The sequence below is a fragment of the Segatella copri genome, from assembly GCF_009495355.1.
GTDB lineage: Bacteria > Bacteroidota > Bacteroidia > Bacteroidales > Bacteroidaceae > Prevotella.
On sequence record NZ_VZAD01000012.1, the window covers coordinates 1 to 14,314 of the forward strand.

The following is a 14,314-nucleotide window of genomic DNA, read 5'->3' on the forward strand; positions in this document are numbered from 1 at the left end:
CCTCATCGAATTCCTTCGCATTGAAAAGATAAGGTGTATTCCAAATGTTGTTGCGCTCCTCAACGAACACTTCACCGAAAGGAACATACTCGATATGTTGCACCACCTCGCCATCAAGATTGGTGATGTAACTACTGCTACCCAAATGGTCTGGGTGGTAGTAGAACTGCATCTTCTCGTAGTCGTCGTTCTCCTTGAAGTTATTCTTTGCAGCTCTCGCTAAAGTTCGTGTCTGAGCAGCCTCCAAGCTGCCGTCATTGCAACAGAAGCCCTTGCCATCGACATAATCGTTGTTGTCATCGCCATTGTACGGCATTGCAAAGGTTGCCTCCTTTTTTTCTATTTTATCTGTCATATTTATATTCATTTTTCCAATATCACAAATTGTGACCTTAAACGTATTGTTGTTATATTGCGTACAAAGGTAGTGCTTTTAGCCTTTAAGCCACTATTGCACAACCCCTTTCTTTGAAAAGAACGTAAAATCAATAGTATTATTGCGATGATTGTACTTCGATTAACATAAAGCACTAAAGCAGCCAAAGGAGAACAAGAGCAAGGAAGCCGTGGAGAACAACAAGGACATCGAGCAGTTGTTGCTTTCCATCCAAAAGGCTTTCGATGTGCTTGTGGAAAAGAGAACGGATTTACCTATTCCTACCATTCGGGACGACACTCGTTCGCCAGCCTCATTACGCTGGAGGCAGGTGTGCCGATGTAGACCATCTGCAAGATGCTCGGTCACAAGGATGTGAAGATGACGCAGCGGTATGCGAGAGTGACCCAAAAGAAAGCGCATCCTTCGTTTCGACAAAATTAAGACCAACGGCATTCGCATCGTATTCGATAGCTCAAGGGCTTGTCCGTGCATCAACAATGTTTATTCCTCTTACCATTGGTAGGAACAACTCTAACAAAAATAAATCTCATTATTTGAATATTGTGACGTAGTTTTATATTTCTATCTATCACTTGTACTTAAAACAAAAGGCTTACTTTTTTTATATTTGACATTACTAATGATAGAATGTGTTCCAAAATTTAGAATAATAGAGTCTGGGATTACAGAAGTAGAATCAATCACGAATAAGCGTGGAATAGTAATTCTTTGTCCAATTTCATTTCTATCTCGATGATTTATGCTATTTACCAAAGAATCAATATTATAATTTTTAGAAAAAACTAAGTAATCGTCGAGCCATAAATCATTGTCCTCAATTGTAAGATTATGAAACAACGAGGATATATCATTGCCATTGGAATCTATTATTTTTATAGATTTAATTGACTCAATTGTACCATTCAAACCAGGTTCTATACCTCCTCCCATAAAAGTTAAAGAACTATTGCAATAGTCTACCATGAATTCTAATAGGAAATATCTATTTCCCTTTCTCAAATTCAAAAGAGAATCTTTGATAACAATCTCAGAAAGTGTAATGTTCGTTATCTTGTAATTTCGGTATTCTTTGTGTGATAACAACATACAAAACACAACGCAAATTATAAGAGTTGCTATAATAAATTTTTTTTTCATAATGCGAAGTTTAATACATTATCATATTCAATTGGTTTTAGCTCAAGTGATTCTCTTATGTGTTCAGTCGCATCTCTCTATATATGCGACTGAACACAAAATAGAAATAATCTGATTGGCTTAACGCTGTATCAGAAACGCTTGTTTAATACCATTAAAATGTCCTTGTTTTTTGTTGACACATGGATTATCTACATAAACGCTTGATAAAATCGGAGAACGAGTTTTAAAAAATTACTTTATTCTCACAAAGAAAACCTTGTCTATTAGTGTCGGTTTCTTGTAAGTTTTTTGCGGAGTTGGGGAATTTATATATATAATCGTATCCCCATCGTCAAATTCCCCCAATTGATCTATAATGCCATTATGATAGACAATTTCATTCCATTCATTCATTCCTCCAACCTTCCATGTTCCTACAGTATCAGCCATAAAGGGTACGGAAAATGATAAGGAAAATGTCATATCAGAATTAAATATTAATCTTAAATTATTATATTTTTCAATAGAATCCTTATAAATTTCAGAATCAGTATGATTAAAATCTAATTTATAAATTCCTACGATACTATTTATTTTATTATATCTATAATTATAATCAGATATGCACCAATATAGCGCATATCCAATTATAAAAAAGAAGAATATTATAGTGAGTCTTTTCATTTTGGGTTCTTTATATATAGATTAAATGTTTGACTAACATTTCCATATGGAACATTTTTGCCAAGCCCCCTCATGTATGACTTTGGATAAAGTTTTTCCTTGGGGGCGATTTCCTTTCCCAAAGCTCCAGAAGTTAGACTTGTTATAATAAAAATAGTTATCTTTAACATATTATTGACACCTATTAAAATAAAAAATGTCTCCACTTGATAAACTGTCTTTATCATTATAAGGGAAAAACAATAGATTTGGTATAGAATCCTTTAGTTCAAATATAGACCTACTTTTTGTTTCATAATTATATAAACAAAGAGTATTTGATGTAATTTTAATCTTGTAAAAGTTGTTCAATCCGGTAAATTCTCCATATAATTTTCCCTTTAAGAACAATCTTATAGAAACTGCCGCTCTTTGTGAATCTTGATACTGACCTGACAATATTTTTTGTTGTATTACTTTAAAATTATTTTTCTTAATTTTTAATGAACCTAAATACTTGTACTCATAATCATTAGTTAAGTCTTCTGTTTTTATTCTTATAGAATATGTTACAGAACCATTATGCGATTCTAAGCATAATTTTTCTAATTCTGTTTCATATTTTTCCACAGAATCATAGGCGTTGTCTCTAATAGTTGAAGTACTTTTTTTGCAACCAATAATTAGAAAACAAATAGTTATATAGATACAAAAAGTAACAATTTTCATAAAGCGTATTTTTACAAGTATAGAAAAGGGGGTGTCACATTGTCCCCCTCATTCATTAATTTCAATTTTCATGACTCTTGCATAAATAGTTATATATGGATATATCGACTGATATTTTTTCCATTCTTCTACCCAATCTTTACTTCTTTTTAGTACTTCTTTATCATCCGTACTATAGGAATAGTATTGACATGATTTTAATTTGCATACAGTTTCCGTCGCACCATCTGACTGTGGATCAATAAAAACACATAGTGTTTTATCTTTACATATAAAAATAGCAGCTATGCCTATATTGGAAATTCTAAGATAATTATCTTTTGGCGGTAATACTCCCCAATATTTATAAGGTGTTATATAGCATCCCTTATATGTTTTCCAAACAGTGAACTCTACTTCATTGATAATATAAAAAGTTCTATACCAAAATACCCTAAACAAAACAAATGCAAATATACAAAATCCGAGAAGGAAAGTTTTATGTACCTTTCCTCCTCGAAAGTATTTGCCTCGTTTTGTTGATACTTTCATACGTCTTATTTTATGTTTTATCTAAAGAACGATTGACATTTGATTTTTATTGCATAGAATTGCAGCATTATCTCAAAATACTGATCTATCAATGGTTTTATACGTATTACGCTATATTTAAATAATCATAGAAAACTTGGCAATATGCATATATTTCAATTAAAATCGAATGATATGCTTTATAAAATAGAGCCAGCTTGGATTCTATTACTGGAACATATTACGGTGTATTACCGTCTGATGTTGAGACAACACTCACGTTAAATGCTGATGGTACCTTTTTGTTGATACAGTCATACAATGAAAAGTAGAACAAACAGGAAAGGTTAAGAGGAACTTTCCAAGTGCTTGACTACAACATCCTGATGCTTGTGCATCCTTCAAGTGGTGAGCATACCTTCTACAAGGTGAAGGATGGCAACCATATTGTTCTGATAGATTCGTTCGGTAATGATCCCCAAAAAGAGGATAAGAAGAACTATATTCTAAAAAGGAAAGTATAGAAAAATATAAATAAACCGCGTCTAACTATAACTTTTATAGCTTGACACAGTTTATTTTACACTCTCCTTATCTCAATAAAATTGGTAAATTTATTTTTCAGTCAACCAATTTTTACGGATTTTCCCATAATCATTCCAGTTCCAATAACAATTTATTTTTACTGGGTAACATTTTCGGTTCGGGATATCCAACATTGAAAGCTGCTCTAAATTGTATATCGGTGTCAAATCCATATCTTCTATTAAGAAATTTTTCCCAAATAAAGCAAGAGCTTTAATCCTTTTTAAACCAGCCAAAGACTTGATTGAAGCCAATTTATCTGTTTCTATTATAACAACCTCAATATTTTTTGAGTTTGCTAAAAAGTTGATGTCGTGAAGGTTTTTGACGCCTCTAATCTCTATTCTTATTAAATTTCTAAGAAAAGAAATGTCCGAAAACGACTGTACCTTTTTGCAATTTAGTATAGTTAAACTTTTAAGTTGCAATAGTTCCTTCGCAAAAGATAGAGATGTTATATTGGAATTAGCTATTGTTAAATCTTTCAGGTTTTTCAAATTCCCAATACAATGTTTATCCCCAATTTTAAAATCATCAATATATAGTTTTTCTATACTATTACAAGAAAATAAAGAATCATTTCGTTTATCACCATAACAAAACACATTTTTTAGATGGTAAAAGGCATGATAATCAATATCATTAGCATTGGGTAAATTCAAACACAATGTTACCAACTCATGCTGTTGCTCAACATTTTTAATTCCAACAGAATGAGTATCTATTATTTCTAATGTTTCTATCGGCTTTATATATCGTAAAAAAGTATAGTCTGAACATTTCCATCCTAATGAATTGTTCAGGAATAAATGCTTTATTTCATTTTTCTGGATGATGTTTACAAACGAATCTTTCCATTCGCTGTAAATAACCAAACCTAATCCATTTAATTTTTCCTTATTATATGGATTCTCTGTTACTATTCTATATTTTTCTTTATACCACATATTTCATTGTTATTATGATGTGCAGTTTTTACAAAGCATAACTTCGTAAATTCTGCACATCATTTACTTTTAATTTTTACTTTATTGGTTTAACTTTATATTTGCTCCAATCAGAAGGGCGTATTTCATTTCTTTTATTGTCCAAATGTAGTACACCTCCTCTTTGATTCATTGCATTTTGTTCAGTTTTTTTACACGCTTGCAATTGCTTTCTTTTACTGTTCGGCTACAAGCTATTAGTTACAGAATGGAAAACAAATTACCATATTTGGAGTTATTTGATATTGTTTTAATATTATGGTACTCTATACTATGTTTGAGATGTAAATATGAATACGATAAATTAGAGCTATTATAAATTTCAATATCAAAATATTTATAATCAACGGTTCTAATGGTATTGCATTTTATCCTCTGTAACATATTTCGTATTGAATCAACTTTTGAATAGTTCCATCCTAAGTTTTTCAATAATAGATTAAAATTCTTGTTATCTAACCTTTGTGAGTTAGCTTTTTGAGTGACTCTTTCTCCATTAATTACTTTTTTGCTTATTATAATAATATCAACACTATTATTTTTATCATTAATATTAAAAGTAACATAATTTTCTTTTTTTAAATTTATTGGAATAGAGTTATTAAACAAATTAGTAACATCAAAAAAAAGCTCTGCATTATTTTCAAAATTTTTTTTCATCCACAACACATCGCGACTCTTACTGTAATCACATGATTGCAGCAGTTGTAAAAGTATTAAACCAAGTAATATTTGCATTAAATATTTCATACCTGTTATTTTAAATTTCTCTGAAGGAATGATATTCCTCAATCTGTGATTTTGAACATTCCTCCATTGTTAACTGAAACCTAAAATCAGAAAGGAACCTCTGAATGTTACGTTTGACTGCTTGGTTCAAAGTTCTTGTCTCTATACCATATAGCGTTGCCAAGTCTTTGTCAAGCATAACTTGCTGTCCTCTAATTACTTTTATTAGAGACTCTATATTATCTACTACAACCAACTGGTCACGATTTGTGACCAGTTCGCCGTTTTCTGTCTTTTCCGTTATGTCCGCCATATTTCTATCTTTATTTTTAAAATCACAAATTGTGAGCTTAAACGTATTGTTGTTATATTGCGTACAAAGGTAGTGCTTTAAGCCTTTAAACTACTATTGCACAACCCCTTTCTTTGAAAAGAACGTAAAATCAATAGTATTATTGCGATGATTGTACTGTTAGTAATTGCTTAACTCGTTGCACCGTACTCACACTCTTACCACTCAGCTTCGCCACATCCCGAATGGAGTATCTCTTGCTGAGCAAATCTATTAGCTGCCCATACATCGGTTGTCCGCTAAAATGTGTACCTATGTTCATAATTACTTGAATTAATAGTAACAAGAAACAAGGTAACTAAAAGAGCTAAATTCCAAGCAGGTGCATTACGGTTATGGCTCTAATTGATTATCTATGATGTTAAACGTGTCTGTTATTATTGTTAAAAGTATAAAAGCTAATTTAATCTGTTTCATTTGTTTATTCTCATTCTACAATTTTTATTGTTTATTCCATAGCTACTTTATCCTTTTTCAAAGCTAATCTTTCACTTAAGATTTCCATGACATACTTGGCGAGAAGTTGACTATTGCCTTTTACATCAAATGCCATAAGGCTCTGTTCATGACAAGGAGTCATTCCTCTACCATCATCAGCTTGTTGCCAAAGTTCTAAATGAATTATGCCTGTTTGAACATTCAACTTTACTATGCAAGCCACGGATTGTTGATAGTAACTTTTCAACGAACGTTCTTTGATAAACTTCAGATAAGCAGATGTGGAATTTATTGAAGTTCGTATGACCATACTACTTTTATCCAAACAGAAAAATATCGCATTGGCCAATTCTTCCTCGGATGCTGTAGCAGGAAGAAAAATAATTGGTTTATCTTCTACTTGGCATCCCTCAAAAATCCGATAGAGAGTTATCACCTTGAAACCTTTTGATGAAAAGGAAATGCAACAAGACTTTTTTCTATGGGAATAGAGAAGTTTGCAAAGCCAAAATTTTATTCTTTTACACATAAACATAGTGAATTCATATTTCTCCTTCCGAAGTTTATTTATAGCAAAGTTGAAATTTGCAACATATATTATTTGAAATCATTTTCACAAGGCGCATTATAATTACATGTTAATCGCCATCCATCTTCCAATAAAGATAACACCTCTTGAGATACAAAGATGTTATTTTTCCTGGTAAAACATTTATTCATAGCTCTCAATATTTCTTTATAGATTTGCATGGCTTCGATTGAGCTATCAGTAAAGACTGCAACACGACCTGCGATTAAAACATTTTCTGCATTGTCGTATATTCCTCCAGTACTTAACTCAACACCTGTAGGATTAGATGCAAGATCTACGATGTAATGAAAAGAGCCATTTCTTTGTTTCACAATTCTATACTTCACCTCATTATTTAAGGGGAGCACCATGTATCTATTATCCAAAGAAATCCAATTGGCATAGCCTGTATGACCAAGTTTAGAAAAATTTGATATGGTGTTTTCTCTTCTTATCGTCTCCTGTTTAAATGCCCCCATCAGGGTATATTCTATTGGAATTCTTATTTCAACCATAGACATCATCTTGACTATATCTGATTTTGTCAGAAAGAATATTTGCTGCTTACTTTTCATCCGTCCATCATTCGTCAGCCTTTTATCCCCTTTCCTATTTTGTACAAACAGGACATATATTCCACCAACAAATAAAATAAAGAAACTTATAATTCTCAAATAATAACCTATCGTCAACGTAAAATGGTGTATATTCCCCCAAGTGTCAGTTTCTGTTCTTGGACAAATAATCAAAAGGCTACTCAATATTATGGTGATGCAAATCCACAATACGAAGTGTTTTCTATTTCCCTTTATTAGATGCCTTATAGCAACAATGTATGTTATGTTTGAAAACCATGCTAAAGAATATATTTTCGTAAATATTTCCGGAAATATGAAACAAAACCAGCCAAAGAACAAGTTGAAAAAGCCATCACCATAACAAAGATTAGTTGCTTCATCATAATAATATGGTACGAACCCACAGGTTATAAGATAGCACAAAAAACTAAGTGTTATCACGCTTTTCTTTAATATGCGAGTATTCAATATTTTCATATACTATTCTATCTTTACAAGTAAGTTCTTTGTTGTTTCCGAATATTAACCTCAATAGCTGTTTGTGAACGAAGAACACTACTAAGCATAGCCACACCTTGCTATGTAAAAGCAAAAGTTGAATAGCGGTTGCCGCCTCTTCCATTTGAGATCACAATTTGTGACCTTAAACGTGTTGTTACTTATTATTATATGCAAAGGTAGTGCTTTTAGCCTTTAAGCCACTATTGCCCAACCCCTTTCTTTGAAAAGAACGTAAAATTAATAGTATTATTGCGATGATTGTACTTCGATTAACATAAAGCACTAAAGCAGCCAAAGGAGAACAAGAGCAAGGAAGCCGTGGAGACCAACAAGGACATTGAGCAGTTGTTGCTTTCCATCCAAAAGGCTTTCGATGTGCTTGTGGAAAAGAGAACGGACTTACCTGTTCCTACCATTCGTGGAGTCACAACAAAATCTTTTATTGATTGAATATCAACGAATTAAGTATTTAAAAGAATGTAACTGCTAACGATTTAGGAACGAGCTATATTCTTTTTCTTTCACAACTTTGCAATATACAAAGAACGCTTTGTTTACGAGTGCAAAGATAAATCTAATATCTGAAAAACAATATATTTTGCTTTGTTTTTAAATATTATTAATTTTTTGTTGTGTACAAGGTTCTTTAAAACAACACAGCATATTTGAAACACAGATAAATTCTATATACGGCATCAAAAGCAGCGAAAAAGTTAAAAACAATCCCATTTCTTATAATACAACAAAAATTATTCTTGTATGTGGATTGTTTTTCGTATTTTTGAAATTAGAATTATAAATGAGTATTTTTTAGGGATTATGACTAATAATATACTCATTTTGTGAGTAAAGAGAATGTTGAACATCTAAAAACATCAATTTATGAAAACTCGAGGACGCAATATTTGTGATACGCTCAAGGCAATACGCAAACAAATAGCAGATGCCAATGGGATAGACTATTCACCTGAAGAATGTAATTATAAGGGTGAATGTATGGGAACTTGCCCTAAATGTGAGCAAGATGTAAGAGACTTGGAATATGAGCTGCACCTCAAACAAATGGCTGGAAAAGCCATTAAGGTAGCAGGCATAGCAGCAGGACTTGTCGCTATGACAGCTTGTTCGGATGGAAAGGTACAAAGAATATCTTCGGATGCTACTCAAGGTGAACTTAATATAGTGAAAAAAGAAGAGCCTATACCTGGAGACAGACAATTGGAAGGAGATATCTCGTTTAGTGATGAGGCTAAATATGCAGAAGAAGAAAATAGAAAATTAGGAGAGATTCCAAGCAATCCTCGAATGGAAATAACAAAAGAGCGAACTTCAAATGATAGGAAAGGTACCACATCCAAGAAATCCAAAAAAGGCAATACCGCTTTAATGCAATCAGCTGTTGATACAGACTCCATAGAAAACAGCAATATATTTGGTGTTGTAGAGGAGATGCCTTCATTCCCAGGTGGTATGGCTGCATTGATGAAATACATCAAGGATAATCTACGTTATCCAGAAATTTGTAGGGAAGGTGCTGCTATGGGCAGAGTTAATGTTGTCTTTATTGTAAACGAGGACGGAAGTCTGAGTGATGTAAAGGTAATTAGAAGCATTATCCCTGAACTTGACAAGGAAGCCATTAGGGTTGTGAAAAGTATGCCAAAATGGAATCCTGCAAAACAAAATGGCAAAGCTGTGAAAATGAAATATGTTGTTCCTGTAAATTTCAGACCTGAATAAGATGAATACAGCTCCACTTATCAGTATCGACCGTCATCGCCTTACAATTGACGGTGAGGGGGTTACTACGCTCGTAGCATTTCATGGTTGTCCTCTTCATTGCAAGTACTGTCTCAATCCCCAATGCCTTGATGCTGACGGCGTATGGCAGGAGGTGGATACAGAACTGCTGATGGCGAACGTGGAGATGGACAATCTCTACTTCCTTGCTACGGGAGGAGGCATATGCTTTGGTGGAGGCGAACCACTCTTGCATAGTTTGTTCATAAAGGAGTTTTGCGAACAATGTCCTGATGGATGGCAGTTTACGATGGAGACAAGTCTGAACGTACCTCGCTACTACTTAGAAGAGGTAGTCCCTTTCATCGACTCCTTTATCATCGACATCAAAGACATGAATCCTAACATCTACAAAGCCTATACAGGCAAGAGCAACCAGCATGTAATTGATAATCTTGTCTGGCTATGCGCACATGCCAAGCACAAAGAAAGAATCATTATCCGTCTACCACTCATACCTGAGTTCAATACTATAGAGGACAGGAAACACAGTCGCCAAGTCTTAATAGAATTAGGATATGAGAATTTTGATGAATTTGAATATGTTATTAGAAACAAATAAACAGTTTTAATTATATGTCCCAATGAAATGGATTTGAATGTAAATTCCATCTCATTGGGGTATTGGATAAAAATTATTGGTAATTTTTAATAGTACGTTTTATGCTATTAGACTCTCTGCGAAGTTCATTAGCTACACTGTCTTTGTATGCAGCTATCCGTACCATTTCATTGTATTTGAGAACAGAATCTTCGTAAGCTGCAACACGATTTTTGACATAGTCTATGACATTTTCGTCTCTGTTTACAGAGAAGTGCTTCTCTATATATAAGATGTTTGGGTTATCAGCAGACAGAACCATCTTCAAAGCTCTATACTTCAAGTCTGCCTCCTCCCAATCTTGGTGCTCTCGCCATTGGGTGAGGTTGCCCCAAATGGAGAGAACGAGAGATAGAGCCAAGCCGCCAATGAAAAGAAGAACATACTTTGATGTAGGCTCGAAGCGATGGGTGACAAGTTTCTTCTGAGGTGAATTGTTCATCACTTCAACTTTGCCAAGTATTTTAATGGATTTGTAGAGAAGAAACAGAAATACTACATAGGCTTTGCGACAGAAACTTCAGAAAATGTATGGTGGTATGATGGAAGTAAGGTTATGAAAAGTATCCTATGACTACCTTTAAACGTGTTTTGCGCATTTCTCGCACCTAGGTAACAAAATAGCATATGGCTTATGGTGTAAATAGTGTTAAATATAGACTTATTGTGATCAACAAATAACTATTTTTAGTAACTTTGCATTTAAGAAAAGTATAAATAGTAAAACAATTTCTTCCTTTAGTGCATTGTAATTGGGGATAGGGAGGACAAGGTAATGGATATTATTTATTTAACGTCTTTGATATGCAATATTTAGATCCCCATAAGACACGTGCTACTTATAATTCTAACATATCTGCTTATGTTAATATTTCTCCAAAAAAATAAAATAGATATTATGCAAAGAGTGATTGTCACTCTTTGCATAATATCTATTCCTTTTTTTCAATCGTTTTCTAAAAGGCATTCAAAGACAAACTTAAAGATAGATATTCCTTCTGAGAATATTCATTTTAGAATGCAAGTATATAAAGGCAAAAACTATTTTATTTTACCGAAAGTAGCTTCACACTCTTTAAATAAATATATGGATAATGAAAGAATTTGGCAATGGGAGAAAACATATATTATTGGCAAAACAAATGTAATATTAGACAGTTTAAAAGTTGGAGACATCGTTGGAGATATATGTACTGGTTTTTATAAAATTCGTAAGAAAACTTCTTTTAGATTATTATATTTTATTCCACCACAAAAAATAGGATATGTCATATTATCTTATATGTATAACGAAAAAGCAAATAGACTTTATATTAAAAATATTAGCGATTATATAACTACACCAGATACAAAATACCTCTATTCTATAGATGATAATCACCTTATATGGATAGAAAATACACCATCTTATGAAAAAACACCAAATGAAGTATGTCGTTTGCAGATATATAATCATCCATCTCTAAGCGTAGAGAGAGAATTAAAGGAAGAATATCTTAAGGAATAATAGTCCTAATGGCATAAAATACATCCAAATAGCTTTGCAGAAAGGTAAAAATAAAATAAAGTTCGATAAAATTAACATTTTTTGTGACTAATAAAAATCCATTCTATTAGTAGCAATATTATGCATATTAAAGAAATAGTATATAGGATTATATTATCATTCATATTTTAAATTATTTTACAAATCGTTTTGTATAGCTTTTAAATACATGTACTCACATATATAAACAAGCAATCCTAAGCCTATATATAAGAATCTCTCATAAGGCATAGATGAAACGCCCCACCAATTATATACAAAAAACAACAGAAATGCGATGCTTAATGTACCAAACAAGATTCTATTAAACTTATTACTACCATAGACCATAAATGTAAAGATATAACCTACAATATATAACATATCATTATAAATATACAATAAGCTTAGTGCTATATCAGTTTTACCTCTAAAAAACACATGGAATATATGTGATATAATAATGTATGCAACCAATCCTATTATTATAGAATATATTTTTTGTGGTTTCATATTTTATTCCTCTTATTTTTTCTTTTTGATGGTGTATGCCCGCATATTTTTAGGAGAATAACTTGTAACACGATTGTCGTTTTACGGAGTATTTTCTAAATAATATAAAAAATTAATTCTTTTTATATTTATCTGTGGGTGTATATATCTTTTTTTTATTATTTTTTTATCGGAATCAGGTATGAAATGCGTTCCTACAATTTTATATAAATACAGCCCATCTTTGGCGCATCTGAAATAAAAATAACGACTGTAAAAATTCTCTCCTCCACCATAATTGCATTCAAGAATACAATCATTATTATTATTATTTATATTAACACTCAAGTTCTTTACATCTTCAGAAGATGGGAATGCTATACGTGCAATTGTTTTCTTGTTTTTTTTAACAATTAAAAATCTTGTATAAAATCCTTCTTCAGTTAATCCTCTTAACAATTGAACCACGAAATACTTTTTTTCTTGTGTTCTTATTATTATAGAAGATTCAATGTCTTGAATCTGTGATTCATTTGTATTACCTTTCCCCATTTGGGAAAAGGTAATACATAATAGAAACGAGATTAAAATACACTTTATCATTATTCTACCCTCCAGACTATTGAACGCCCTGCGGTTCCAGTAGCTCTTATGCTTTGAGGAGCTCTTGACGCTTTTGGCCAACTATATGTAAATTCACCTAAGCAAAGGTAATGTTTTTAGCTTTTAAACTACTATCACACAACCCCTTTCTTTGAAAAGAACGTAAAATCAATAGTATTATTGCGGTGATTGTACTTTTATTAATCGCTTCACTCGTTGTATGGTACTTACCCCTTTACCACTCAACTTTGCAACATCCCGAATGGAATACCCCTTGCTATTGGCTATACAATTCCCGCTATTAGGGCTTGTTAGGGACTTGCACCCATTAGAATAAGCTCATGCCGATCATACTAAAATAGGTATAGTACGCTCTATACGCCTATACCTATGTACCATTATTTTTGCGTCTAACTTTATGAGCACTTTCTCCACTAAACTGAGTTAGCTTGTATATTTAAAACGCATACCTCAATAAATCAATACTTCTAGAAGTGTTGAAAATTTTTCGTAGGCAGTAGTGAATTGTTTCTTATTATTCAATATTCTTTTTATTCGAAAATGTAACTAAGATTTTAGTTATGCATTCCTTTATAAAGCAGAAAAAAAACTGATTGTATTAGAATGTTTGCAGGCATTGTGAACAGTATTAATTTTGGAACTTGGTGGTCATCTAAAAAGAAAGGGTAATCATTGTTAATCAATGATAATGGTAAAGATAAAACTTCTTTTAAAAAAATGTGTACATAATCAGCAAGTATGGGTGATTCACTATCACTCATAGACAAAAAAATTAAAATAACAAAAGTGACAATATCTATAACGAAAATTGATACACCTATAAATAAACAATCTTTAGTATAAAAAAGAGTTCTTTTTTTTAAATTTCCCATATGTATTACCTTTATTTGTTACTTTTTTTACGGCACTCAATTGGTTTTTGACCTGTTTTTTAATGATACTTTCATCTATTATTTCTTTTATGTTATAGCTAAAGAACGATTGGCTATTGAATTTATTGCGTTGATTTGCAGCATAATCAGAAAACGCACAATAATATGTCTAACATTTTTTCCATGTCTCACCAAGCAGAGATAACTTGGCGACACGCATATTCAAGTCATACACGTTT

Annotated in this window: 15 protein-coding genes and 4 pseudogenes; 5 read left to right on the top strand and 14 right to left on the bottom strand. The window is 32.2% G+C overall.

Going from position 1 to position 14,314, the window contains the following annotated elements; translation table 11 throughout:
• Positions 1–325, bottom strand: a pseudogene (locus F7D20_RS00795) (hypothetical protein); the annotation flags it as partial.
• Between the two features lie 330 nt (positions 326–655).
• Here F7D20_RS00795 and F7D20_RS12980 point away from each other — a divergent pair.
• A pseudogene (locus F7D20_RS12980) lies at positions 656–820 on the top strand (tyrosine-type recombinase/integrase); the annotation flags it as partial.
• Between the two features lie 141 nt (positions 821–961).
• Here the strand turns inward: F7D20_RS12980 and F7D20_RS00805 are convergent.
• The 4 genes from F7D20_RS00805 to F7D20_RS00820 all read right to left on the bottom strand — a co-directional run bounded on the left by F7D20_RS00805 (position 962) and on the right by F7D20_RS00820 (position 3,442).
• The gene (locus F7D20_RS00805; RefSeq protein ID WP_158462373.1) at positions 962–1,363 is read right to left on the bottom strand and encodes a hypothetical protein; all 402 of its coding nucleotides are present in this window, start codon (positions 1,361–1,363) and stop codon (positions 962–964) included.
• 408 nt (positions 1,364–1,771) lie between these two features.
• Complete coding sequence (locus F7D20_RS00810) at positions 1,772–2,203, bottom strand: hypothetical protein (RefSeq protein ID WP_158462374.1); 432 nt, start codon at positions 2,201–2,203, stop codon at positions 1,772–1,774.
• A gap of 171 nt (positions 2,204–2,374) precedes the next feature.
• Positions 2,375–2,911 carry a hypothetical protein gene (locus F7D20_RS00815; protein ID WP_158462375.1) on the bottom strand — a complete coding sequence of 179 codons (537 nt, stop codon included), beginning with the start codon at positions 2,909–2,911 and terminating at the stop codon, positions 2,375–2,377.
• Between the two features lie 48 nt (positions 2,912–2,959).
• A complete protein-coding gene (locus tag F7D20_RS00820) occupies positions 2,960–3,442 on the bottom strand; it encodes a hypothetical protein (RefSeq protein WP_158462376.1) in 483 nt (160 codons plus the stop codon).
• A gap of 344 nt (positions 3,443–3,786) precedes the next feature.
• Between F7D20_RS00820 and F7D20_RS00825 the strand changes: the two genes are divergently transcribed.
• On the top strand, positions 3,787–3,945 hold the full coding sequence (locus F7D20_RS00825) for a hypothetical protein (RefSeq protein ID WP_158462377.1): 159 nt from the start codon (positions 3,787–3,789) through the stop codon (positions 3,943–3,945).
• A 90-nt stretch (positions 3,946–4,035) separates the two neighbouring features.
• Here the strand turns inward: F7D20_RS00825 and F7D20_RS00830 are convergent, their stop codons facing one another.
• The 6 genes and pseudogenes from F7D20_RS00830 to F7D20_RS00850 form a co-directional block, all read right to left on the bottom strand.
• Entirely contained in the window at positions 4,036–4,953 is a 918-nt protein-coding gene (locus F7D20_RS00830) for a hypothetical protein (protein WP_158462378.1), read from the bottom strand.
• A 240-nt stretch (positions 4,954–5,193) separates the two neighbouring features.
• Positions 5,194–5,742, bottom strand: coding sequence for a hypothetical protein (locus F7D20_RS00835; RefSeq protein WP_158462379.1), 549 nt, complete (start codon positions 5,740–5,742; stop codon positions 5,194–5,196).
• A 10-nt stretch (positions 5,743–5,752) separates the two neighbouring features.
• Positions 5,753–6,034, bottom strand: coding sequence for an ORF6N domain-containing protein (locus tag F7D20_RS00840; protein WP_158462380.1), 282 nt, complete (start codon positions 6,032–6,034; stop codon positions 5,753–5,755).
• 139 nt (positions 6,035–6,173) lie between these two features.
• Positions 6,174–6,299: pseudogene (locus F7D20_RS12985) on the bottom strand (recombinase family protein); the annotation flags it as partial.
• A 222-nt stretch (positions 6,300–6,521) separates the two neighbouring features.
• Complete coding sequence (locus F7D20_RS00845) at positions 6,522–6,947, bottom strand: hypothetical protein (protein WP_158462381.1); 426 nt, start codon at positions 6,945–6,947, stop codon at positions 6,522–6,524.
• A gap of 161 nt (positions 6,948–7,108) precedes the next feature.
• On the bottom strand, positions 7,109–8,137 hold the full coding sequence (locus F7D20_RS00850; RefSeq protein WP_158462382.1) for a hypothetical protein: 1,029 nt from the start codon (positions 8,135–8,137) through the stop codon (positions 7,109–7,111).
• A gap of 906 nt (positions 8,138–9,043) precedes the next feature.
• Between F7D20_RS00850 and F7D20_RS00860 the strand changes: the two genes are divergently transcribed.
• Both F7D20_RS00860 and F7D20_RS00865 read left to right on the top strand, forming a co-directional pair.
• A complete protein-coding gene (locus F7D20_RS00860; RefSeq protein WP_228114059.1) occupies positions 9,044–9,901 on the top strand; it encodes an energy transducer TonB in 858 nt (285 codons plus the stop codon).
• Position 9,902: 1 nt separating this feature from the next.
• A complete protein-coding gene (locus F7D20_RS00865; RefSeq protein WP_158462383.1) occupies positions 9,903–10,523 on the top strand; it encodes a radical SAM protein in 621 nt (206 codons plus the stop codon).
• 73 nt (positions 10,524–10,596) lie between these two features.
• Here F7D20_RS00865 and F7D20_RS00870 read toward each other — a convergent pair.
• Positions 10,597–11,004 (bottom strand): annotated as a pseudogene (locus F7D20_RS00870) (hypothetical protein); the annotation flags it as partial.
• A gap of 420 nt (positions 11,005–11,424) precedes the next feature.
• On the opposite strand from F7D20_RS00870, the gene F7D20_RS00875 reads away from it, so the two are divergent.
• Positions 11,425–12,069, top strand: a complete 645-nt coding sequence (locus F7D20_RS00875; protein WP_158462384.1) for a hypothetical protein — start codon at positions 11,425–11,427, stop codon at positions 12,067–12,069.
• Positions 12,070–12,681: 612 nt separating this feature from the next.
• Here the strand turns inward: F7D20_RS00875 and F7D20_RS00880 are convergent.
• The gene (locus F7D20_RS00880; protein ID WP_228114060.1) at positions 12,682–13,131 is read right to left on the bottom strand and encodes a hypothetical protein; all 450 of its coding nucleotides are present in this window, start codon (positions 13,129–13,131) and stop codon (positions 12,682–12,684) included.
• Positions 13,132–13,757: 626 nt separating this feature from the next.
• On the bottom strand, positions 13,758–14,075 hold the full coding sequence (locus F7D20_RS00885) for a hypothetical protein (RefSeq protein WP_158462386.1): 318 nt from the start codon (positions 14,073–14,075) through the stop codon (positions 13,758–13,760).
• Positions 14,076–14,314: the final 239 nt, after the last annotated feature.